The organism is Oceanobacter mangrovi, assembly GCF_019740315.1.
Taxonomy (GTDB): domain Bacteria; phylum Pseudomonadota; class Gammaproteobacteria; order Pseudomonadales; family Oceanobacteraceae; genus Oceanobacter; species Oceanobacter mangrovi.
This window is the reverse complement of sequence record NZ_JAHXZR010000001.1, coordinates 425852-448689: the sequence shown is the minus strand read 5'-3', so window position 1 is coordinate 448689 and position 22838 is coordinate 425852. Positions and strand designations below refer to the sequence as shown.

The following is a 22838-nucleotide window of genomic DNA, read 5'->3' as shown; positions in this document are numbered from 1 at the left end:
TGCCAGCGACACAAAACAGCTTTTCAGGAATCACCGAATCGCCAGCTCAGCCCCAGCTGAACTTCGGTGCCGGTAACAGAATAGCTGTAAACGCGGTTGGTTTTATCAACAAACTCGTCGAAGGCTTCGTTGGTGAGATTATTGGCATCCAGGCTGATGGTCAGCTGCGAGTCGTAATGCCAGCGGGCATAGGCTCCCAGAATAGCGGAGGCATTGACGCCTTCGCGATCATTGCCGTTATTGCCTGGCACTTCCGTCAGATAACGCGAGCGTGCCCTGAGCGTCAGCCCCAGTTCGGCAGCTGGCTGGCGATACCAGAGCGCGCCATTAAAGACATGGCGCGATAGTCCCGGCGGCGGCAGGGTTTGATGGCCCTCATCCACCAGATAACGGGTGACGGCTTTGCTGAAGGCGTAACTGGCGTCGATACCCAACCGGTTCAGCGGCGCAGGCAGCAGGCTGAACGGCAGTTGCAGATTCAGCTCCAGCCCGGTGATGTCTGTACCAGGGCCGTTCACTGGCTGACGCAGTTCGTATTCACCACCGTCATCATTGGCGTTGTCGAGGGTTTGCCACAAGGGGTTGTAATACGGCAGCTGATCCAGCGTGATGGTCGAAGACTGTTCCATAATCAGGCTGTCGATGCGGGTGTAGAACAGCCCCGCCGCCAACAGGGTTTGCTGATCGCCGTACCATTCCAGCCCCAGGTCAAAGGCGTGGGCACGACTGGGATGTAGCTGAATATTGCCGCTTTCAACAATCCGGGCACTGCTGCGCAACAGCAGCGGTGAGGTCAGTGAATCAATTGACGGCCGTGAAATCTCGCGGCTGTAACCCAGCCGGATCAGCAGGTCGTCATCGGCCTGCGCCACCAGATGCAGCGACGGCAGCCAGTCCGCATAAGCAAAATGGGCATCGACCGGCGCAGTGCTGTTGTCTTCATCGCTCATCAGCATGGCCCCCGTAACCTGCTGACGGGTGCGGGCGTAACGCATCCCGACATCGCCCCGTAAGGGCCAGCCGAGTTGCCAGAATTCAAACCCGCTTTGCCACCAGCCAGCCCAGGAGGTTTCCCGTAACTGGCGCTGCTGGGTTGGATCTTTTTCCAGCAGATCGTCAGTCAGCCCCAGCGCATCCACCAGCCCCTGGCGCGCCACCACCCATTTCGATGGCAAGCCACGTACACCAAAGCCGCTGGCGTAATTGTCGGGTGTGCTGGTCGTATAGCCAAGGCTGTCACCGTTGTCACTGCTATAGGTGTAAGAGGATTGCTGACGGTCGTTAGTGAAGCCCTGATAGCTGGCGCCAAACCAGTGTGTCAGTAGTGGCGTCTGGCGGAATTCGGCTTCCAGCTGACCAACCTGATAACGGTTCACCACCTGATCATTCTGCAGCGTGATTCGCCACAACTGCCATTCGTCAGGGTCATTGATGTCGAAACCGTAATGGTTCACGGCGATACGGCCATTACTACGCAGGTCGTAGCTGAAGTCCTGTGCTTCCGACAGCAGTGAAATATTGGTGTGCAACGGGCTGTAGAAAATCGACGCCTGATAGCCCAGTTGTGAGCGCAGCTGCCAACGCTCAGACAGCTGCCGCCGCCAGTCCAGCGACAGTTGGGCCAAATCGGTTATATCCAGCTCGTGATTGTGCTCCGAACGGATATCCACATTCGAAAACGAGCCATACACCATGCCTTGCGAGCCCAGCTCAAAATCATTGACCGTGATGTCGCTGAGATCCTGCAGACGCAAACCGGCGGATGTGATGTGATATTCGTGCAGTTCCTGCTTGTGGTGCGAGGCCACCAGAGTCAGGTCCAGATCCCCCCAGGGCTGCTTGCGCCACTGCAGCACCCCGGTCGCTCCCAGCGTGGTAAGTTCCCGATTGAGAATATCGTAGCGGTTGTGGCGCGGAGAAAAGACACCGTCGTCCAGCTGCTGTTGCTGCTCATCACTGAGCTGGCTTTGTTCACCCCAGTCGGCTTGCTGCCAGCGAACCGTCGAAAAGCCTTTTTCCGAAGTGGTACGTTTGCGGAAACTGATCGCCCCGTGCCAGCCCAGTTCACCATCCTCACTGATCCCCTGCACACCAGCCAGCACCGCAGCGCCACCACTGCCATTACGAACGTTTTGCTCTGGCTGCAGGGTCAGCCATTGTTGCCGACCACCAGCCAATAGGCCATCACTGTTGAATGGCTTCGGCGTGCTCATATCCACAGCCCCGCCAATTGCCCCCTCTGTGCTTCTGGCACTGGAAGATTTGATGATGCTGATGTGGTTAAACAGCCCCTGCGGGATCACGTTGAAGTCAAAACTACGGGAATTATTTACCGAGCCACGGGCGTCAATACTGGTGCCGGTGGCCAGCATCGGCATGCCATTGACGGTCACCCGGGTAAAGTCCGAACTCAGACCGCGCACACTGATGTTACGGTCATTACCGGCTTCCTGAGTAAAGGTGACCGCGGCCTGGCGGCCCAGCGCAGCGGTGATAGTGTTATTGCCTGCCAGCTCGCCAGTCGGCAACGATGCGCTTTGCAACAGGCTATTACTGGCATAACGGGCAGCGATGTCGTTCTGACTGGCAAACTGCACGCCCTTGACCAGTACCTCCTCAGCGGCTGGCAGACCCGTGCCAGCTGCAGTAGTAACCGGTTCAACCGTGTCGGCATCAGCCTTGACTAACGGATGATAGGAAAACACGACCCCGGCCTGACCAAGACGATAACGCCAATCGCTGCCGTCGGTCGCCAGCGTCAGGAATTCTTCCAGCGGGCAATCGCCCAGCGGCTGGTTGATGGGCACATCCAGCCATTGGCTGTCAGCCGTCACTGCCGCGCGCTGATAACGCTCTGACAGCTGTTCGATCAAATGCAGCACAGAGGTCTGACTGACACCGTCGTAAAAGCAGGAAGCTTCAGCTTTGACAGGAAGTGTAAATAACGCCAGCAACAGCCAGAACCAGGCCGAACTCCGCCGGTCTGTCCTGATCAAATGCAGGCTTGCAGCCAGGTCTTTCATACCTTCAGTACCCATACCCCGGACAGGGCACTCCATCGCCTGGCCATTCCAACCGGCTTTTCAATACCGGCCATGTATGACACCGGCCAGTCTGGCGATGCCACAAAATCAGCCCGACATGCTACTCCAGCGGGTGTGACAGAGGTATGAAGCGGCAAGCTCTGCCATAATATCGACTAAAGGCTAATAGCAGCGAACCCGGCAATAATAGCGTCAACAGTATCTCTGGCCGGACGACATCAGACGACTGCAGTCATCTCCGAATTTTTGTTTTTTGCTTATCCATCCAAATACAGGAGCGCTTATGAACGCTGAACAACCCTCCATGGGCGGTGACCCACAACGCATTGTGATTGTGGGTGGCGGTGCTGGCGGGCTCGAACTGGCTACCCGGCTCGGCCACAAACTGGGCCGCAAGGGCCTGGCCAGTATCAAACTGATCGACCGCAACCGCACCCACATCTGGAAACCCCTGCTGCACGAAGTCGCCACCGGCACACTTGATACCGGTACCCAAAGTGTCTCCTACTTCGCCCACGGCGCACGCCACGGCTACCAGTTTGAACTGGGCGAACTCACTGACGTCGATGTCCACAACAAGACCCTGACGCTGGCTCCGCGCAAAAACCGCTCTGGAGAGCAGCTGCAACAACCCCGCACAATTGAATACGACCAGCTGATTCTGGCATTTGGCAGTATCAGCAACGACTTCGGCATTGCAGGCATTCAGCAGCACTGTTACATGCTCGACTCACTGTCGCAGGCTGAACGTTTCCACACCGCTCTGATTGACCAGTTCACCGACATTCACCAGAACCGCCCGGGCGATTCGCTGCGTATCGCCATCGTTGGTGCCGGAGCCACCGGCGTTGAACTGTCGGCCGAGCTCTACAAGGTGACCGAACTGCTGACCTCCTACGGCATGGCCGGGATGTCGCAGCAACAGCTGGAAGTGAATCTGATTGAAGCTGGCCCGCGGGTATTGCCAGCGCTGCCGGAACGGATTTCCGCCTCTGTCAGTCGTGAACTGGGCGAGCTGGGCGTCAAGATCAAAACCTCGGTGGTGGTCAGTGCTGCCGACGAAAACGGCCTGCTCACCAAAGACGGCGAACGCATCGACGCCGACCTGATGGTCTGGGCCGCCGGCGTCAAGGCACCGGATTTTGTTCGGAATATCAGCGGTCTGAGCCTCACCCGCAGCAACCAGATAGCAGTGAATGAATTCCTCCAGGCCACCGATGCCGAGCGCAACGTCATCAAAGACCTGTGGATCATCGGCGACTGTGCTGCGTCTATCGGCGCCGATGGCAAACAGGTGCCGCCACGCGCCCAGTCGGCCCACCAGATGGCCAGCAACGTGCTGGAAAACCTGCTCGCCCGCCGCAAGGGCAAGCCAATGAAAGGCTTCCAGTATCACGACCACGGCTCACTCGTCAGCCTCAGCAGCTACAGTGCCGTTGGCACCCTGATGGGCAACCTGACCCGCAAGTCGATGTTCGTGGAAGGTAATATGGCGCGGCTGTTCTATATCTCACTGTACCGGCTGCACCAGCTGGCAATTCACGGCAAGGTTCGCGGCGCACTGATTGTCGCTGCCGACTGGCTGACCAAGGCCATCAAGCCAAAGATGAAGTTGCACTAACCTGCAGCACGGAAACAGGTACGCCTGTTTCCGTGTTCTAAAAACGTTTAAAGACCCGTCATTCCAGACGAGCTTGCGAGCCCTGGAATCCCTACGGCGATTCTCGATTCACTACAGCATGGATCCTGAAGCGCTGCGCGTTCAGGATGCCTGTTTCCGTCTCCTTCCCCTCCCCTGTTTCCCCTCCCCTGGCAACAGAGCCGCCAATCTCTCCAGCTGGTCGGCACCACAACCAGCAACATGGCCGCTTGCCCGTTCTTTTGCTAACCTCATCACATATTCCGGTTATCAAATGGACTTGCCGTTCATGCAGCGTTTTCTGTCTTGCCTGCTGTTCATGCCGCTCTATAGCAGTGCTGCCCCTCAGATTTACGAACGAAGCTATCACTACGACTCCTCTGAAAACGAAAGCCCAAACCAGGCCCGCGATGCTGCTCAGGCTCGTGTGATTGCCAACCTGATCAGTGAAATTGGCACGTATGTCGAGCAACGGCTGGATATCCGCGAAACCGGTGAAGGCCGAATCTGGCAGCAACAGCAAATTCATAGCCTGACAGCAGGAACCGTCAGCTATCGAGTGTTGGAAGAGTCGTTTAACGATGGAGATTATCAGGTCAGGGCCTTGCTGACCGCCGATCCAGACGAAGTTGTAGACAAGGTCAACGAAGCCGCCAGACTCCGCCGTGCCCAGCAAGAAACCCAGCGCAAACTGCAGCTGGAACAATCACAAACCCGCCAGCAAATGGCCCAGCTTAATCAACAACTCGGCACCATCAGCCTGCAGCTGGAAACCATGCAGGCCAGCATGCAACTGATGCAGCATCAGCCGCTCCAAAGCGCATCGGCAAAACCACCAACAAGTCCACCAGATACGACGGCCGACAGCCCCGCCGAAGCAGTCACTCCGACCAATCTGGATGCCTTGTCGATGAGCAAACTGGTTGGCGTGCTGAATCAACAGCAACTGAAAAGTGCACCTGTCATTGAAACAACCCCAGACGGACTCACCAACGTGGTTCGCCATATCGTACTGGAACCACCCACAGTGCCAGCGACTGTCGCAGCAACCAACACACCCCTGTTACCTGGTCGGCTACGGGTCACCAACTTCTCTGATCGGGGCACCGTGATTCGTTTACGGCGAGCCAACAGCGAGCAACTGGTCGGCACCTACTTCATACCGCCACAGCGGGAAATTATTCTGAGCCAGAACAACACAGCCACCATAGTGAATCGCTTCTGGACCCTGCAAACCGGCGCTGACATTCAGCCGCTGCGGCAGATTGAAGCTGTTGGTGAATATGATGCCAACCAGCGCTTGTGGTCGGTTGAGATTGACTAGCAGATGAGCCGATTCAGCTCAGTTTGTCAGAAAATCCTGCTTTGCAAAAATAGTCACAAACTGGCTTTACTGAGCCAACCTTGATCACAGTTTAGTGATACAACTCTTCCCTGATAGCGCTGATCTGTATTTCCTGTTCATTTATCAACAGTCAGATACAGGACGTAATAATGACACGCGTAACCCATGCTGAATTTCTTCGCCTTGAAAACCGAAAAGCACAAATCAAATCGAAGCTGGACAACAATAGACATCAACTAGATATTTTAAGCTCTGAACAATTGATTCAGGTATGGCAAGACAAGGTTGGACCTGCCGTTGCCCAAACCGTATTGCCAGCCTTAAAGGAATCCACCAACTATGTTGCACCAACTCTGGATAGCATAACATTAGGTAGAGTCGCTTCCGACCTTGGAATCTTAGGTCGAATTCAGACGAAAATGGTACAAGGCAAACAATACGTCATTATAAAAGGGCTGGCAGGCCGTCGCTCTCTTATTCAGGGAACCCGATATCTGGCCAGCAATGCGAAAATGGTGGAACTGGCCTTAACTAAAGAGGGAGTAAACAAATCTATCGTTAGTGGTGCCAGGATTACGATTTATTTGGTCGTACCACTGAATGTTGTCAAATACATATTAGACGATGAAGCAACACTTGGGTTGCTGGTCGGTGAGACCGCGACAGATTTAGTGAAAATTGGTATTGGAGCCATCGTCAGTAGTTTGGCTGTATCTGGAGCTATAGCAGTCGCTGCGAGCGCTGGAGTTTCCATGTTTGCTCTTGGCCCTCTGGCTATTGCAGTTATTGTTGGATTAGTAGCTGGCGCTATACTAAACAGCATAGACAAGCAATATAATATTACCGACTCACTGGTATCGAAATTATCCTCGATATCGGAAAAACTGCGCAATATTGACAATAATGGAAGAAATATAATCAACAAATTCAATGAAAAGATTGAAGATTGCCACGATAATTTCTGGGACTATGGTGTACAATGCTTTTAAAAATACCCAAGCATCTTTACTACATGATGGGTTTTCACATAGCAACGGCCCTGGCTCTATATATGGTTTTTCGAGGATATTCAATAACGTTAGAAGAGGTTGAATCCAGGACTGAGCTTATATATACAAGCCGCCCCTTTGGCGCCATTGTCGGACTAAGTCTGGTATCTTTGTTTCATCTTCTGGTAATCGTGGAAAAAAGATTAAATCTGGGACCAGATGCCACTTTAAAAATAATATTTATTGGTATTTTCCTGGTTATTTCTTCAGGTTTTTTTATGGATTTTCTGGTAGATAATCACATCAAGAATAGTGGATATATTGAGTGTAAAAACCTCAAAGAACGAATGAATATTACTACCTTTAACTACTACTCCTATTCTGGTAATTGCATCAAACCAGAATAGGATACCCTTGGAATCTGTTTGGGATTCACAAATCCCCAAACAGGTTCTTCAACCCCGCCAGCGTCTCCTGGCCGCGTTTTTTCTGTTCTTCCGGGGTACGTTCAACCTTGCCTTCCCATTCAACGTCGTCCGGAGGTAGTTCGTCGAGGAAGCGTGAATGGGTAGTATCGACGGTTTCGCCAAACTGGCGGCGCTTGGCGGCGTAAGTGAGTGTTAACGTACGCTTGGCGCGGGTGATGCCCACGTACATCAGGCGGCGTTCTTCTTCGATGGTGTCGGCTTCGATGCTGTTGCGGTGCGGCATCAGCTCTTCTTCCATACCAATGATGTAAACGTGCGGGTATTCCAGACCCTTGGATGCATGCAGGGTCAGCAGCTGTACCTGGTCGGAGTCGTATTCCTGTTCCTGCTGTTCGAGCATGTCGCGCAGAATCAGTTTGCCGATGGCGTCTTCAATGGTGAGCTCTTCCCCCACTTCGTCGGCTTTTTCGATCATTTTGCTGATCGAGTCGACCAGGAACCAGACATTTTTCATGCGCCGTTCGGCCTGGTTGGGAGTGCCGGAGTTCTGCATCAGATAGCCTTCGTAGTCGATGTCAGAGAGCATCTCCTTGATTGAGGCAATCGGATCGTCGGTGTAGGCGTTACGGGTGATGTTCTCGAGCCAGTGGCCAAAGCGCCGCAAACGGTCGACGGCTTTTGGCGTCAGTACCTGTTCGAGGCACCGTGATTCGTTTACGGCGGGCCAACAGCGAGCAACTGGTCGGCACCTACTTCATACCGCCACAGCGGGAAATTATTTTGAGCCAGAACAACACCGCTACCATAGTGAATCGCTTCTGGACCCTGCAAACAGGCGCTGACATTCGGCCCCTTCGGCAGATTGAAGCTGTTGGTGAATATGATGCCAACCAGCGCTTGTGGTCGGTTGAGATTGACTAGCAAATGAGCCGATTCAGCGACTCGACGGGGCAAGTCAGACTCCGCCTCGTTTTACTGCCCTGTTTCAGCTCAATTTGTAAGAAAATCCTGCTTTGCAGAAATAGTCACAAACTGACTTTACTGAGCCAACCTTGATCACAGTTTAGTGATACAACTATTCCCTGATAACGCTGATCTGTATTTCCTGTTCAATTATCAACCGTCAGATACAGGACGTAATAATGACACGCGTAACCCATGCTGAATTTCTTCGCCTTGAAAACCGAAAAGCACAAATCAAATCGAAGCTGGACAACAATCGACATCAACTAGATATTTTAAGCTCTGAACAATTGATCCAAGTATGGCAAGATAAGGTTGGACCTGCCGTTGCCCAAACCGTATTTCCAGCCTTAAAGGAATCCACCAACTATGTTGTACCGGCACTGGATAGCATAACGTTGAAGCTGTAGGAAATAGAAAGCCTGACAACAAAAGACAAAGCTCCGGCCGTTATATTTACTGTAAGCAACAAGGGGGAATTATGGCAAAAATTGAAAATGGGATTGTTGTCGATGATAATGTTGAATCCAAAACATTCGCCTCAATTGAGCATGATAATCTTACTAAGGTAAGTTCAATTGTATTGCATCGGACTGATTCTACAACCGCCGACGGTACACTAAATGCGTATGCAAATGGAAAAAAAGCAGGTGCACATTTTCTTATAGATAAAACTGGTTATATTTACCAGACAGCTAGTCTATTAAAGACTTGCTGGCATGTTGGAATTTTGCTGCCTCGCTGCCAAATCGAAAAAAGCTGTAATCCTAAAGAGCTAAAAACTATAACCGCGTTGATATATGAAGAAGGATTGAGTTTTGGGCGTCGTGCAAAAAATCTTTCAAGGCACGAGGTTGCCAAGAAATACCCCCTTAGATATCCATCTAATAATGATTCTATAGGCATTGAGATTGTAGGTAAGTTTTTGCCTTCTGAAAAATCTTTTGAAAAACCAACATTAAAGCAACTTGAATCAACCAAGTGGCTAATTGAGCTGATTGCAACGAAATACGGTTTAAGTATTAATAATGATGTTTATGCCCATGGCGCTATAGCCAGAAAGGAAGTAACAGAAGGTGCTCAGTTGCTCCAATATATATTTTCTGGTGCAGTGTAATGACAAGGAAAGTATCTTTAGTTATTTTTTTTGTTCTACTCCATTTTTTGGTTTCCTGTCAGAAGGGGTGTGATGAAAATTTAATTGTGATGACATATACAAAGAGTGTAGATAAAAACCTTCCGGAGTATGAAATATGTGAATCATTTACGCTATCCAAAGCCGACGTGGTTACCTATTTTTCTACTGCAGAAGAAGTTAATGAATATGAATTTAACCAAGACGCAATCATACTCCCATGCAAATACATTGGTGGCATAGACATTCACGGGAAACAATATGACTGGGTAATATATGCAGGAGGCGCAGGTTATTTATCTAATAACAACGGTGCTAATAATCGATATTTATGTAAGGAAAAATGTAGCCAAGCCTTGCCTGGATTAAATTAAAAAATAACAAACCAAAACACACGGATGCAGCGGAGCTGTGCCGGTGTTTGAGTCCTTGAAGCTGCAGAAAAACCTCATAGGCTCAGGACCTCAGTGTTCTGCGTGGGTTCTAGAAAAATTTTCAGAGCAAACGGCTCAAGAATTCCGGGCAAAAGTCAATTCTGGAGCAATAACGGCAGAAGAAGCGGCAAATCAGGTTCAAGGGATACAAAACCAGATTATTGAAGCACAACGCTTACGATCAAGTGACATAGGTAAGGCGACAGCGGTAAAGACAAAAAATACCGGATTAACCTTATCAGAATTAACCGACAAATATGTAAATAGCATGTTTGGAAAATCGTTTTCGAATTTATCCGCCCAAAATCAAAACAGGGTATATCTGGAGATTATAGAAAGTTCTGGCAGGACAAGACCTTCTGTAAATGCACCGGCCAGTAAATATAGTAAGCTGGGCCGAGGACTATTGATTGTTACTATCGGTGTTGCCGTTGACAACATCGCTGTTGCAGAAGATAAGGTAACTGTTACGGCGAGAGAGAGCGTAATAATTGCTGGAGGTTTCGCCGGAGGTGTTACTGGCGGAGCGGTGGCAGGACTTGCCTCTGGGCCGGGCGTTCCTGTTTGTGTCACTATCGGGGTATTTGTAGGAGGCGCATTGGGTGCACCAGGTGCTGATTTCACTTTTGGGTGGTTTTTATGATTCCCACAAAGGAAATAGATGAATTTCATGTCATAGATACGATAGAAGAGCCTAATGAAACACCAAAAGTGTTGCTTGAAAACAAAAAATTAAAAAAGCAATATGAGGTTTCAGGAAAGGTGCTGGAAGCTCAGTATCGAGTTGGAGAAAACTTCCTTGTCCTGGTCACGGAAGGAAACCCTTTCGAAGAGGCACTATACGTATACTATTTTAGTAATAGCTTACATCTCATGGATTCACTGGAGCTTTCTGCAATGTATTCAGAAGGAATGCTCAGAAATATTTCCATTTCTGATTCAGGAAATATTATTTTTTTGTTTTTTGATAACAATGAGCAATGGCTTTTGAAAGTATATTCTCACTCCAGGTACGCTTTTTTCAACAACAAGTACCCGGTTAAAAGAAACATGTCGATTTTTCATAAAAATTGGCTGAGTTTAAAGAAGTCCTAATGACAAGGCATAGAACAGCATTTCTGATTTTTCATTGTTTTACAGCATTAGCATACTACCTGATTATAAAAGGGTATTTCATAACACTGAAAGAGATCGCTGCTCACCAAGAAATTATTGAATTGTTCCGGCCATTTGGTTTATTTCTTACCAGCATTGCATTCCCGCGGTATCATTGGAAGTATTCATTTTATTCTATCGCAAAATAGGTGCATTAATTGCGCACCGAACTTTCCTTACCACATTATTAACTTTATGCATTGGAGGCCTTTTCCTAGACCACCTTATCGAGTCTTATGTACTGGAAAGTGCCTATACCGAATGCAAAAACATCAAAGAACGAATGAATATTACTACTTTTAACTACTAATCCTATTCTGGTAATTGCATCAAACCAGAATAGGATACCCTTGGAATCTGTTTGGGATTCACAAATCCCCAAACAGGTTCTTCAACCCCGCCAGGGTCTCCTGACCGCGTTTTTTCTGTTCTTCCGGGGTGCGTTCAACCTTGCCTTCCCATTCAACATCGTCCGGAGGTAGTTCGTCGAGGAAGCGCGAGTGGGTAGTGTCGGCAGTTTCGCCAAACTGGCGGCGCTTGGCGGCGTAAGTGAGTGTTAACGTACGCTTGGCTCGGGTGATGCCCACGTACATCAGGCGGCGTTCTTCTTCGATGGTGTCGGCTTCGATGCTGTTCCGGTGCGGCATCAGCTCTTCTTCCATACCAATGATGTAAACGTGCGGGTATTCCAGCCCCTTGGAGGCATGCAGGGTCAGCAGCTGTACCTGGTCCGAGTCGTCTTCCTGTTCCTGCTGTTCGAGCATGTCGCGCAGAATCAGTTTGCCGATGGCGTCTTCGATGGTGAGCTCTTCCCCCACTTCGTCGGCTTTTTCGATCATTTTGCTGATCGAGTCGACCAGGAACCAGACATTTTTCATGCGCCGTTCGGCCTGGTTGGGAGTGCCCGAGTTCTGCATCAGATAGCCTTCGTAGTCGATGTCAGTGAGCATCTCCTTGATTGAGGCAATCGGGTCGTCGGTGTAGGCGTTGCGGGTGATGTTCTCGAGCCAGTGGCCAAAGCGCCGCAAACGGTCGACGGCTTTTGGCGTCAGTACCTGTTCGAGGCCCATTTCGGTGGTGGCCGACAGCATGCTGGTGTTGCGCATGGCGGCGTATTCACTGAGCTTTTCAATGGTGGTCGGGCCAATTTCGCGCCGCGGGGTGTTGATGATGCGCAGGAAGGCAGCATCGTCTGCCGGATTCACGATCAGCCGTAGGTAACCCATGATGTCCTTGATCTCGTTGCGGCCGAAGAACGACTGGCCACCACTGAGTTTGTAAGGCACCTGATAGGCCTGCAGTTTCATTTCGATCATACGGGCCTGGTGGTTACCGCGATACAGCACCGCAAAATCCTTGTAGCCACAGCCGTAGCGCAAACGGCGTTCAACGATTTCCGATGCCACCCGCTCGGCTTCAATCTCATCGTTCTTGCACTTGAGGATGCGGATCGGGTCACCGTAACCCATGTCACACCAGAGCTTTTTCTCGAATTCGTGGGGGTTGTTGTCGATCACCCGGTTGGCGGCGTTCAGAATCAGGCCAGTCGAGCGGTAGTTCTGCTCCAGTTTGACCAGCTTCAGATTCGGGAAGTCTTTTTTCAGCAAGGCGAGGTTTTCCGGCCGCGCGCCACGCCAGGCGTAAATCGACTGGTCGTCGTCGCCCACCACCGTCAAGCCGCCACGGAATCCCACCAGCAGTTTGACCAGTTCGTACTGGGAGGTGTTGGTATCCTGATATTCGTCCACCAGCAGGTAACGGATTTTTTTCTGCCAGCGGGTCAGCACGTCCTGATGGTTCATGAACAACAGCGTTGGCCCCATGATGAGGTCATCGAAGTCCACCGCGTTGTAGGCCTTCAGCATGCGCTGGTAAATCGAGTAGGTCTGGGCAATCAGCATTTCCTGCGGGCTGGCTGCCTGCTTGATCGCCTGTTCCGGGGTAATCAGGTCGTTCTTGAGGTTGGAAATGGTGTTCTGCACCAGGTCGATCATGTCGCCATCATCGCCGTGCTCACGCTGCATCACATCGCGGATAATGCCTTTGCAATCGTCCTGGTCGAGAATCGAAAAACCGGCTTTGTAGCCAGACGCCGTCAGTTCCTGCCGCAGGATATTGAGGCCGAGGTTGTGAAAGGTCGATACCGTCAGACCACGGGCACCGCCTTTGCCAACCAGCGCACTGACACGCTCTTTCATCTCGCGAGCAGCCTTGTTGGTAAAGGTCACCGCCGCGACGTGATGGGATTTGATGCCACAGGATTCAATCAGATAGGCGATCTTGCGGGTAATTACCGAGGTTTTACCCGAGCCAGCCCCGGCCAGTACCAGCAAGGGGCCATCAATGTATTTGGCGGCTTCGCGTTGACGGGGGTTAAGCTGGGTTAAATCGACCACGGGCACTTCCTCTGAACTGGGCGGGCATTCTAGCTCAGAGCGATATGAATTTCAGTGGCGCGGTGATGACAATTCAGCCGTCTACCCCACGATTACGGCTTCGGTGCAGCGGGCTCTGCCACCGGTTCAGGGTCGTTCATTGGCCCAAAAAACAGTTCGTTGTGGAATGGGCTGGGCGTGCGGTAATGGTAGACCGCCATCATGGCAACCAGAATGACCACAACGACCAGAAAAATCGCCAGCTTGCGCTTGTCATGATTTTCCGGTGGTTTTTTCTTCATACGGCTGACATCCAACACGATGCGATACCTGAAGTGTGGTTCAGCCTTCGGCGGTTTGCCAGTTCAGAGCTGTTGCCCGGTCGTAATGCGACTGCCCCACAACAGTAACCCCAGCAGCAACATGCCCAACAGCATCACCACGGCTGCGATCAGCAAGGCACCGTGATAACTGCCGGTCATTTCAGCGATGTAGCCAGACAGCGCCGGTGCCAGCACCTGCGCGACACCATAACTGAGCGTCAGCCGCGCCATCGCCCGCGCCGGGTTATGGGGAAATTGGCGGCCAATCACCGTCAAGGTCAGGCTGACGATGCCAATAAAGGTACTGCCGTAAAGCGCCACACTGATGAGATTAGGCACTAATTCGGCACTCATCATGGTCAGCACAAAGGAGAGGCTTTGCAGCAGGTAACAGACCATCAGCGCACCTATGTCTCCCAGCTTGCGGGCCACCAGATCCCATAAAAATGCCGATGGTGCCGCTGCCAGTCCAACGATCACCCAAACCCAGGCGCCGCTACCGGCAAACACTGGCAATTTTTCCAGAATCGCGACAATAAAGGTGGCGCTGATAACATACCCAACACCACCGCAAAAATAGGCGGCAATCATCAACCACAGCCAGCGTTTCGACGGAGGTGGCGGTGCACTGGCCTGATGCTGGGTGGTCAACGCTATAGGGCGCGGCATCCAGAGCCAGGCAGGCACAAAAAACAACATGCCGATCAAGCCCATCAACAGCCACTGCTCATCCCAGCGCAGCCAACCGACCACCAGCGCCGAGGCGATCCCGGTGACCATAATGCCAAAACCCATGCCGGTGAAATGCAGCCCCAGCTCCGGTCGCAGCTGATGGCGAATCAGCCAGTTCAGCACCAGCCCGGACGCCAGCAACATGCCAGCAATACTCGACAGGCCAGAGAGATAACGCAGCAGGCCCCACAACAACAGGTTGTCGGTCAGCCCCATCGCCAATGTCGTCAGCAAGGCGACGATCAACATCAGCCGATAGATAAAAAACTTGGTCAGCAGATCCTTCACCAGCGAGGCCAGAATCACGCCGGAGATGTAGCCCAGGTAGTTGAAGGTCGCCAGCCAGCCACCAGCAAGATCCGACAGCCCGGCCTGTTGCTGCATCACCGGCAATAGCGGTGTATAGCCGAAGCGTGCCAGACCGACCGTCAGCATCAGGGCAAAAATACCGGCAGCAATAACCCGGTAACGTTGGGAAGAAACAGCAGAATCAGTCGTCATGGTGCTCATCATGGGCGGGCCATTGAATCAGCACCATACGACCTGTGGACGATTCTGGCTCAGCCGAGCCCAGCACCGGCCAGCTTGACGGCGAAGCCGATAAACAGGCTGCCAATGCCACTGGTCGACACTGCGGCCAGCCGCCGCCGTTTACGGAAGGCTTCGGCCAGCCAGGAACCACTGAGAATCAGCGCCGACAGATACAGAAAGCTGCAGACCTGCACAATCGCTCCGAGAATCAGGAACGACAATCCTGGCCAGGCATAATCCGGCGATACAAACTGAATAAAGAAGGAAACAAAAAACAGAATCGCCTTGGGGTTCAGCAAACTGATGGTCAGCGCCACCCGGAACGGGCTGGAAGCCTGCTGCACTTCGGTTTGTGGCAACTGTTCTTCGGCCCGCTGACGCCAGCCACTAAAACCGGCTTTCAACAAATTGAATCCCAGCCATAACAGATACAGCGCACCGGCGTATTTCAGCGCCATAAACAACGGCGGATACGCCTGCACCAGTGACGCCACCCCCGATGCCGACAGAATCATCAGAATGGTGTCGCCAACAAACACGCCGCAGGCGCCTTTATAGCCTGCCGCAATGCCCTGACGCGCCGACACCGACATCACATACATGGAGTTGGGGCCAGGCAAGAGCACAATCAGAATGGTGCCAATCACAAATGCTGTCAGATCGGTAATACCGTAAAACACACAGGCCCCCTGAGCGTGTCGCCGCTCGAATTGATCAAATGATCGCCGTTTCGGATCAGCGCGATCTTACTCCTGCCATGCAAGGTCGTCGATATTCAACGTCTGGCAGCTGCAGCAGGTGTCGCCGCAGCGCCCAGCCGGTCGAGACTGCGATAACCAATGGCTTCCAGCAGATGTGGTTTGTGGATATGTTCGCTGCCAGCCAGATCGGCAATGGTACGAGCCAGCTTGAGTACCCGGTGAAAGCCGCGAGCGCTGAGATTGAGTTTTTCCGCCGCCGCCAATAACCAGGCCTCATCATCGGCTTGCAAGGCACAAACCTGATCGCGCTGCTGGCCAGCCAGTTCGTTGTTACTACAGCCTTGGCGCTGCAACTGACGCTGGCGGGCAGCCAACACCCGTTGCTGCACCACCTGGCTGGACTCACCGGGCGGTGCCTGTTGCAGCAGCGCGGTTGGCATCGCCGGGACTTCGACGTGGAGGTCGATGCGATCCAGCAAGGGACCGGATGTCTGGCCCTGATAACGCCGAATCTGCTCTTCGTTACAACGGCAACGGCCGGAGGGATCTCCAAAATAACCGCACGGACATGGATTCATTGCAGCCACCAGCTGGAAGCGTGCAGGGAAAGTCACACTGCGCTGGGCCCGGCTGATAACAATACGGCCGCTTTCGAGTGGCTCGCGCAACACATCCAGCACCTTGCGGCTGTATTCCGGTAACTCATCGAGAAACAGCACACCGCCATGGGCCAGCGAAATTTCCCCCGGCCGCGGATTGCTGCCACCACCAACCAGCGCCACTCCCGAAGCCGTATGATGCGGTGCCCGAAACGGCCGCTGCTTCCAGTGCTGCAGCCAATCGGAGTTGCTGGCAGCGATGGAATAGACGGCCGCCGACTCCAGCGCTTCCGCTTCCGACATCGGCGGCAAGATACCCGGCAAACGACTGGCCAGCATGGTTTTGCCGGTCCCTGGCGGGCCAATAAACAACAGGTTATGACCACCGGCAGCAGCAACCTCCAGCGCTCGCCGTGCCTGCGGTTGGCCTTTGACATCGAGTAAATCGGCCAGCGTCCGCTCGCGGCCTTCATCCACCGCATCGGGCAAGACGGTCGCCAGTTGCTGATTGCCTTTCAGATATTCAACGATTTCCGCCAGCGTGGTGGCGGTGCGGACATCACATTGATCTGACAGCGCCACTTCCTGACCATTCTGCTGCGGCAACACCAGCCTGCGCGCTTGCTGACCACAGCGTACAGCACTCGGCAGCGCGCCGGAGACTGGTCGCAATTCACCATTCAAACCCAGTTCACCGAGCCATTCGTGGCCTTGCAGGGCATCCGCGGGTAACTGGCCGGACGCCGCCAGAATGCCCAGCGCAATGGCAAGATCAAAACGACCGCCGTCTTTCGGCAAATCGGCCGGGGCGAGATTAATGGTGATGCGTTTGGCGGGAAAATCGAACTGACTGGTCAGGATGGCGCTACGCACCCGATCCTTGCTTTCACGCACGGCGGTTTCCGGCATACCAACCAGACTGAGCGAGGGCAAACCGCCGGAGAGATGAACCTCGACCCGCACTTCCGGGGATTCAACCCCCAGTAGTGCCCGTGTGGTGACACTGGCGAACGACATAAGCGATCCTTGCTTACTGACAAATTCACAGCAATTCTAAACATACCCTCAACAGGAAAGTAGCCGGGATTTCACGTTGCTTCGCCTAGAATCAATAAATCAACACGATTTTGCGGCAAACTGTCAGGAATCGACCTGAACCTTCTGCTGCCAACAGGAAATGAGCATGTCTTACCGGTTTTTACGACATCCAGGCCAGCTCTTGATACCCATCTTGCTGATGTTCAGCCTGCATGGCTGTATCAGTGTCGACAGTGACTCCGGCAGCAGCAATACGGGCAGCAGTGACGACGATACCAGCAGCGACGATAGCACTGATGACAACTCTGGCTCGGATTCCAGCTCCAGCAGCTACATTCTCAGCGGCACCATCAGCGCCGCCAACGGCATTGTGGTCGACAGCGACACCAACGATATCGAAGCAGAATACAGCACTAATGATTCAATCGCCGATGCTCAGGAAGTTGCCAATCTGGTAACCATTCAGGGCTTCGTCAATGCTACCCCGACCCGTGGAATTGTCTCTGGCGTACCGAGTCTGGAACGCTTTGCCGATAGCGCCGACAGGAACGACTATTATTATGCCTGGCTGCAGGGCGGCCAGGTGATCAGTTTGCAAGTGGTCAATTACCAGCGCAGTTACGGTGGCTATCAGGGCGACATCGACCTGCAACTGATTGATGCCAGCGGCGATATCCAGGGCTATTCCAATGGCAGTGGCGAATTTGAAAGCATCACAGTGCCTGAGGACGGCCAATACTATATTCGCGTCTACGCCAACAGTGGCAGTAGCAAATATGTGATGTCACTGGCGGCCGCTGGCGATACCCTGACCAGCAATCGGAGCAGCAGCCAAAGCAGCGATTTTGCCACTGGAGAGATGCTGCTGAAAACCACCGACAGCAGTGCCCAAAGTGCTCGTTCCGCTGCCAGGTCGAGTCTTCAGGCACTTGGCATCAGTGATATCCGCGCCAGCCAGGCCGACCGGGATGGCCACAACCGTATCCGTTTTGATCTTCCCGACAATAGCAGCAAGCTGACCACCACAGTACTGCATGGGGTCGACGTCTCAGCAGGTAACTACGAAGAAAAATTCCAGACCCTGCTGGCAATCAAACAGGCAGCTGCCGAAGACGGAGTGGAATTCGCCGAGCCTAACTACATCTACCGCAAGTCGACCACTACTCCTGACGACAGCCGTTATGACGAGCAGTGGGGTCTGCGCATGATTGATCTGCCCGCTGCCTGGGACATCACCACAGGGGCCCGCAGCGACGGCAACGATGTGGTGGTAGCCGTCGTCGATACCGGCGTATTTCTGAGCCACTCCGACCTCGCAGACCAGCTCACCAGTGATGGCTACGACTTTATTTCCGACAGCAGCAATTCCAATGATGGCGACGGTATCGACAACGACCCGGATGACCCGGGTGACAACACCACTGCCGGATTGAGTTCCTGGCACGGTACCCATGTGGCCGGCATCATTGCCGCCGCCAGCAACAACAGCAAAGGGGTTGCCGGTATCAGCTGGAACGCCAAAATCATGCCTGTACGGGTGTTGGGTATTGATGGCGGTACGGTTTGGGACATTATCCAGGGCATGTATTACGCCGCCGGTCTCGACAACGACAGTGGTCTGTTACCAGACCAGGCTGCTGCGATCATCAACCTCAGCCTTGGCGGCGACAGCGCCTCCACCATCTTCCAGAACGCCATTGATGACATCAATGCCGCTGGCGTCATAATTGTTGCCGCGTCGGGTAACTCCGGTAATTCCACCACGCTGTATCCAGCCGGTTACGACCATGTGATCGCCGTTGGCGCCACCAATGCAGAAGATGAGCTGACCTCATATTCCAACTATGGCTCCAAACAGGATCTGGTAGCCCCCGGCGGCGCCAGCCTTGAAGACGTCCAGAACGATGGCTATCCGGATGGCATTCTCAGCACCGTCGCCAATGACAGCAGTGGCAGCCGGGTCAGCTCCTATGCCTATTATCAGGGCACCTCAATGGCGGCTCCGCATGTTTCCGGTGTTCTGGCTCTGATGAAAGCGGTTTATCCGGAATTAACCCCAACCCAGGTCGATGCACTGATTGCAAACGGCGATATCAGTGATGATCTGGGTAGCAGCGGCCGGGATAACTATTACGGCTATGGTCGTATCAATGCGCTCAAGGCCGTCAATGCTGCCCTCAGTCTGGCCAACGACGGCGAAGTCACCCTGCCGGTGATTCTGACCACGGACGTGGATATTCTGGCGCTGGGCAGCAGTGACTCAGCCGACTTTACTCTCAGCAACGAAGGCGGCGGCAATCCGGTAATCAGCAGTGTCAGTGGCACTGATAGCTGGCTCAGCGTGACGGCCAGCGATGTCGACAGCGATGGCTTTGGCAGCTACACCGTCAGCGTTGATCGCACGGATCTGAATGACGGCTACTACCGCGACACCATCACTGCGACGGACGACAACGGTAATACCACCACCATGACGGTGACCATGATTGTTGGTGAACTCAATACCATTGGCCAGCTGACCACCCAGTACGTGCTGGTGTACAGCAGCAGCGGCAGCCTGGTCGATGAAACCAGCACCAACAGTGATGGCGAATACAGCCTTGAACTGGAGCCCGGCAGTTATGAAATCTACGCAGGATCAGACATCGATGTCGACTTTCGCCTCTGTACCGATGGCGAAACCTGCGGCGCCTGGCCGAGCCTGAACAATCCGGAAGCCGTTACCATCAGCAGCGCCGATGTCAGCGACGTGGACTTCACCGTCAGCCTGATGAGCAGCACTGACAGCTCCAGCAGCTCGTTAAACAGCAGTTCAGATGAGAGCGACAGCAGTCTGCCGGATACACTGACCCGCACAGCACCTGAGTCGGCAGCAAGCGATACAACACCGACGCGCTCGCTGCAATAACCGCCAGTCCCGGCATGCCGGGACCCTACGAAGAAGACGTTCGCGCTGCAGCTCCGTAGGGTGGGCCATACCCATCAGGGACAAGCCGCTTTAGAATCGGCCCTCACCCAGCCTGAGCTTATAACGCCTGTTTCACCAGCTCAGCCAGGGCTGTGGTTGGGCGTCCAATCAGCTGACTGAGCGTGTGGCTGTCATCGAACAGGCCACCTTTGGAAGCACCGGTATCAGACTCTGCCAGCAAGTCAGCAATCGGCTCAGGCAAACCAGCCTGCACCAACGCCTGCTGATAATCCGCTTCAGGAACATTCACGTAAGGAATTTGCTGGCCGCTCTGGCTGCTGATTGCCGCTGCCAATTCCGTCAGGGTATAGGCTTCGTCACCCGCCAGTTCATATACCTTGCCAGCCTGAGCTTCGGTACTGGTCAGTACCGCAGCGGCGGCAGCGGCGTAATCAGCCCGCGCAGCGGAAGCAATTTTGCCGTCACCGGCGCAACCATAGACAGCCTGAAGTTGCAGTGCTGCCGGAACTCCCGCTGTGTAGTTTTCGGTATACCAGCCATTGCGCAACAAGGCGTATGGCAAACCGGATTCCGCCAGCAGTTTTTCGGTTTGCTGATGTTCCAGCGCCAGCGGCAGCGGTGAAGTATCCGCTTTCAGAATGCTGGTGTAGGCCAGCAGGCTGATCGCTGTGCCTTTCAGAGCTTCAATCACGTTGCGGTGTTGGGGCAGTCGCTGACCCACTTCGCTGGATGAAATCAGCAGTACCTTGTCGACACCGGCGAAGGCCGCTGCCAGACTGTCAGGCTGGTTATAGTCAGCCTGACGAACCTGCACGCCCAGTTCCGTCAGATCGGCCACTTTCTGTGGGTCACGCACCAGCGCAACAATGTCGCCAGCAGCGATGGTTTTCAGCAGTTCGGTAATGACCAGTCGGCCCAGTTGGCCGGAAGCACCTGTGACAGCGATCATGGGATCTCTCCTGTTTTTCCTGTGGGGGTATTTAAAGCAGATGACAGCAGGCTAATACCAATGCTAACTTTTAGTAAGTACATACAAAAAGGTTAGTATGGTGAATCAAACAACCAATACTCAAATTGCGGCGACCACAACAGCCAATACCGGCAGCCTCACCGACTTGCTACGACAGGGAAATCTGTTTGCAGGCCCCTGCCCATCACGGCAGGTGCTGAAAAACGTCAGCAGTCGCTGGGGGGTACTGGTGCTGATTTCATTGCGCGATGGAACACACAGATTCAGTGAATTGCGCAAGCGCATTGATGGCGTCAGCGAAAAAATGCTGGCCCAGACGCTGCAGGCACTGGAGCACGATGGTTTCGTCAGCCGGATCGCCTATCCGGTGGTACCGCCGCATGTGGAATACAGCCTGACGGACATGGGTGAGGAAGTCGCCCGCCTGGTGGCAGCGCTGGCCGACTGGATCGAAACCAGTTTGCCGCGAATCACCGCGGCCCAGCAACAGGCTGAAGCTGCTGCTGGCAGCTGATTGTGGTTACAGGTGAATCGCGCGAAAGTGCCAGTCACTGTCAGCCATGTGATTCACCACAGCCGCCCGCAGCGACAGTTCGATCTCTTCGCTGTCGGCGTCATACAGGCCACACAACCTCAGCGCCTGACGGGTGTTGATGTCGGTGCCAAGAAACTCGTACACCACCCGCGCACAGCAGGGCATCCGCTCGCCACTGCCCGACACCCCAATACGCAATCCAGACAGCCGCGATACGCGGTTGCGGAATGACGGAAACAGAATGGTTTCGGTCATTTCGTTACCGGTTTTGGATTCATAGTCGGACATAAAGATACGGTCGCTGAGGAAGTTCACCAAGCCAAAATAGCGACCATGAAAAACCTGACCTCCAGGCGACTCGCGCAGCCGTTCGCTGCGCTGGTAATAGACGCCGTCCCCTTGCCGCTGGATATGCACCAGCGTGCGCAGAATCTTGCCGGGACAGGCCATCGACAGGTAGTACTCGAAGTAATACCCCAGATAACGATCCATGCCATCAGAGTTCTGCGCTCGCAGCTGCTGCAGATGTGCCAGCTCGAGTGCCGGTTCGACCGCTTCTGCCACCGCCTGCTTGCGCGGTCGAACCTGAATCAGACGCCGGAATTGCTCGGCGGGCATCAGGATTTCGTGTTCTTCAACGCCAAAAAAATCACACAGCCGCCGCATGGTGTTGGCCGACGGCCGACTGCTACCGGCCAGGTAACGATTGAACTGCGGCCGGTTCAGTTGCAGCTGCCGGCAGACTTCCGCGATGGAACGGTAATAACTGGTCAGCAGCCGCAGGTTGGCTGCGAAATCCTGGGAATGAAGCGAAGACGAGGCGTCAGTCATGGCGAACAACCACAGCAGCGATGGAGAGAAATTCAACAACTGCTCAAAATTATAACAGTTCAATCCCGAGCCGACTCTTCAAAAATGGCGCTGGTTGATGCTATCTAAACATCGATTAGCACCAAACTGCATCAGTTCGACA

General features: G+C 53.4%; 20 protein-coding genes. 11 read left to right on the top strand and 9 right to left on the bottom strand.

Translation table 11 applies throughout. The features are described 5' to 3' along the window. Positions 1 to 23 precede the first annotated feature (23 nt). Positions 24 to 3023 carry a TonB-dependent receptor gene (locus tag K6123_RS01925; RefSeq protein ID WP_221793563.1) on the bottom strand — a complete coding sequence of 1000 codons (3000 nt, stop codon included), beginning with the start codon at positions 3021 to 3023 and terminating at the stop codon, positions 24 to 26. 304 nt (positions 3024 to 3327) lie between these two features. Between K6123_RS01925 and K6123_RS01920 the strand changes: the two genes are divergently transcribed. The 3 genes from K6123_RS01920 (at position 3328) to K6123_RS01910 (ending at position 7017) form a co-directional block, all read left to right on the top strand. Next, positions 3328 to 4665 (top strand): NAD(P)/FAD-dependent oxidoreductase, encoded by a 1338-nt coding sequence (locus K6123_RS01920; protein WP_246624560.1) that lies wholly within the window; start codon positions 3328 to 3330, stop codon positions 4663 to 4665. Positions 4666 to 4957: 292 nt separating this feature from the next. Beyond that, complete coding sequence (locus tag K6123_RS01915; protein ID WP_221793561.1) at positions 4958 to 6007, top strand: hypothetical protein; 1050 nt, start codon at positions 4958 to 4960, stop codon at positions 6005 to 6007. 170 nt (positions 6008 to 6177) lie between these two features. Then, complete coding sequence (locus K6123_RS01910; protein WP_221793559.1) at positions 6178 to 7017, top strand: hypothetical protein; 840 nt, start codon at positions 6178 to 6180, stop codon at positions 7015 to 7017. Between the two features lie 432 nt (positions 7018 to 7449). Here the strand turns inward: K6123_RS01910 and K6123_RS01905 are convergent, their stop codons facing one another. After that, a complete protein-coding gene (locus tag K6123_RS01905; protein WP_246624559.1) occupies positions 7450 to 8109 on the bottom strand; it encodes a 3'-5' exonuclease in 660 nt (219 codons plus the stop codon). A gap of 14 nt (positions 8110 to 8123) precedes the next feature. Here K6123_RS01905 and K6123_RS01900 point away from each other — a divergent pair, with 14 nt between their 5' ends. From K6123_RS01900 to K6123_RS01875, 6 genes are all read left to right on the top strand, one after another. After that, on the top strand, positions 8124 to 8366 hold the full coding sequence (locus tag K6123_RS01900; protein WP_221793557.1) for a hypothetical protein: 243 nt from the start codon (positions 8124 to 8126) through the stop codon (positions 8364 to 8366). A 221-nt stretch (positions 8367 to 8587) separates the two neighbouring features. Continuing rightward, complete coding sequence (locus K6123_RS01895; RefSeq protein WP_221793555.1) at positions 8588 to 8818, top strand: hypothetical protein; 231 nt, start codon at positions 8588 to 8590, stop codon at positions 8816 to 8818. Positions 8819 to 8889: 71 nt separating this feature from the next. Continuing rightward, the gene (locus K6123_RS01890; protein WP_221793553.1) at positions 8890 to 9525 is read left to right on the top strand and encodes a peptidoglycan recognition protein family protein; all 636 of its coding nucleotides are present in this window, start codon (positions 8890 to 8892) and stop codon (positions 9523 to 9525) included. Then, positions 9525 to 9917, top strand: coding sequence for a hypothetical protein (locus K6123_RS01885; RefSeq protein ID WP_221793551.1), 393 nt, complete (start codon positions 9525 to 9527; stop codon positions 9915 to 9917). The genes K6123_RS01890 and K6123_RS01885 overlap by 1 nt, the downstream gene beginning before the upstream one ends. 55 nt (positions 9918 to 9972) lie before the next feature. After that, a complete protein-coding gene (locus K6123_RS01880) occupies positions 9973 to 10620 on the top strand; it encodes a hypothetical protein (protein WP_221793549.1) in 648 nt (215 codons plus the stop codon). Continuing rightward, complete coding sequence (locus tag K6123_RS01875; protein WP_221793547.1) at positions 10617 to 11072, top strand: hypothetical protein; 456 nt, start codon at positions 10617 to 10619, stop codon at positions 11070 to 11072. The genes K6123_RS01880 and K6123_RS01875 overlap by 4 nt, the downstream gene beginning before the upstream one ends. Positions 11073 to 11500: 428 nt before the next feature. Here the strand turns inward: K6123_RS01875 and rep are convergent, their stop codons facing one another. The 5 genes from rep to K6123_RS01850 form a co-directional block, all read right to left on the bottom strand. Next, positions 11501 to 13528 (bottom strand): DNA helicase Rep, encoded by a 2028-nt coding sequence (gene rep, locus K6123_RS01870; RefSeq protein WP_221793545.1) that lies wholly within the window; start codon positions 13526 to 13528, stop codon positions 11501 to 11503. Between the two features lie 92 nt (positions 13529 to 13620). After that, a complete protein-coding gene (locus tag K6123_RS01865) occupies positions 13621 to 13827 on the bottom strand; it encodes a hypothetical protein (protein WP_221793543.1) in 207 nt (68 codons plus the stop codon). A 45-nt stretch (positions 13828 to 13872) separates the two neighbouring features. Continuing rightward, a complete protein-coding gene (locus K6123_RS01860; RefSeq protein WP_221793541.1) occupies positions 13873 to 15063 on the bottom strand; it encodes a YbfB/YjiJ family MFS transporter in 1191 nt (396 codons plus the stop codon). Between the two features lie 59 nt (positions 15064 to 15122). After that, the gene (gene leuE / locus K6123_RS01855; RefSeq protein ID WP_221793538.1) at positions 15123 to 15773 is read right to left on the bottom strand and encodes a leucine efflux protein LeuE; all 651 of its coding nucleotides are present in this window, start codon (positions 15771 to 15773) and stop codon (positions 15123 to 15125) included. A gap of 95 nt (positions 15774 to 15868) precedes the next feature. Beyond that, positions 15869 to 17410: a YifB family Mg chelatase-like AAA ATPase gene (locus tag K6123_RS01850; protein ID WP_221793537.1), complete on the bottom strand. Its 1542-nt coding sequence runs from the start codon at positions 17408 to 17410 to the stop codon at positions 15869 to 15871. A 166-nt stretch (positions 17411 to 17576) separates the two neighbouring features. Between K6123_RS01850 and K6123_RS01845 the strand changes: the two genes are divergently transcribed. Then, complete coding sequence (locus K6123_RS01845; protein WP_221793535.1) at positions 17577 to 20339, top strand: S8 family serine peptidase; 2763 nt, start codon at positions 17577 to 17579, stop codon at positions 20337 to 20339. Between the two features lie 118 nt (positions 20340 to 20457). Here K6123_RS01845 and K6123_RS01840 read toward each other — a convergent pair whose 3' ends face one another. After that, positions 20458 to 21309, bottom strand: a complete 852-nt coding sequence (locus tag K6123_RS01840) for an SDR family oxidoreductase (RefSeq protein WP_221793534.1) — start codon at positions 21307 to 21309, stop codon at positions 20458 to 20460. A 97-nt stretch (positions 21310 to 21406) separates the two neighbouring features. On the opposite strand from K6123_RS01840, the gene K6123_RS01835 reads away from it, so the two are divergent. Beyond that, the gene (locus K6123_RS01835) at positions 21407 to 21844 is read left to right on the top strand and encodes a winged helix-turn-helix transcriptional regulator (RefSeq protein ID WP_221793531.1); all 438 of its coding nucleotides are present in this window, start codon (positions 21407 to 21409) and stop codon (positions 21842 to 21844) included. A gap of 6 nt (positions 21845 to 21850) precedes the next feature. On the opposite strand, the gene K6123_RS01830 is transcribed toward K6123_RS01835, so the two are convergent. After that, on the bottom strand, positions 21851 to 22759 hold the full coding sequence (locus K6123_RS01830; RefSeq protein WP_343223947.1) for a helix-turn-helix domain-containing protein: 909 nt from the start codon (positions 22757 to 22759) through the stop codon (positions 21851 to 21853). Positions 22760 to 22838: the final 79 nt, after the last annotated feature.

What these genes read in the sequence shown, in the direction of transcription:
- K6123_RS01910 (WP_221793559.1), top strand. Translation starts at nt 6,178, where the DNA reads ATGACACGCGTAACCCATGCTGAATTTCTTCGCCTTGAAAACCGAAAA.
- K6123_RS01845 (WP_221793535.1), top strand. Translation starts at nt 17,577, where the DNA reads ATGTCTTACCGGTTTTTACGACATCCAGGCCAGCTCTTGATACCCATC.
- K6123_RS01895 (WP_221793555.1), top strand. Translation starts at nt 8,588, where the DNA reads ATGACACGCGTAACCCATGCTGAATTTCTTCGCCTTGAAAACCGAAAA.
- K6123_RS01860 (WP_221793541.1), bottom strand. Translation starts at nt 15,063, where the DNA reads ATGACGACTGATTCTGCTGTTTCTTCCCAACGTTACCGGGTTATTGCT.
- K6123_RS01840 (WP_221793534.1), bottom strand. Translation starts at nt 21,309, where the DNA reads ATGATCGCTGTCACAGGTGCTTCCGGCCAACTGGGCCGACTGGTCATT.
- K6123_RS01875 (WP_221793547.1), top strand. Translation starts at nt 10,617, where the DNA reads ATGATTCCCACAAAGGAAATAGATGAATTTCATGTCATAGATACGATA.
- K6123_RS01925 (WP_221793563.1), bottom strand. Translation starts at nt 3,023, where the DNA reads ATGAAAGACCTGGCTGCAAGCCTGCATTTGATCAGGACAGACCGGCGG.
- K6123_RS01915 (WP_221793561.1), top strand. Translation starts at nt 4,958, where the DNA reads ATGGACTTGCCGTTCATGCAGCGTTTTCTGTCTTGCCTGCTGTTCATG.
- K6123_RS01835 (WP_221793531.1), top strand. Translation starts at nt 21,407, where the DNA reads ATGGTGAATCAAACAACCAATACTCAAATTGCGGCGACCACAACAGCC.
- K6123_RS01920 (WP_246624560.1), top strand. Translation starts at nt 3,328, where the DNA reads ATGAACGCTGAACAACCCTCCATGGGCGGTGACCCACAACGCATTGTG.
- K6123_RS01885 (WP_221793551.1), top strand. Translation starts at nt 9,525, where the DNA reads ATGACAAGGAAAGTATCTTTAGTTATTTTTTTTGTTCTACTCCATTTT.
- K6123_RS01850 (WP_221793537.1), bottom strand. Translation starts at nt 17,410, where the DNA reads ATGTCGTTCGCCAGTGTCACCACACGGGCACTACTGGGGGTTGAATCC.
- K6123_RS01890 (WP_221793553.1), top strand. Translation starts at nt 8,890, where the DNA reads ATGGCAAAAATTGAAAATGGGATTGTTGTCGATGATAATGTTGAATCC.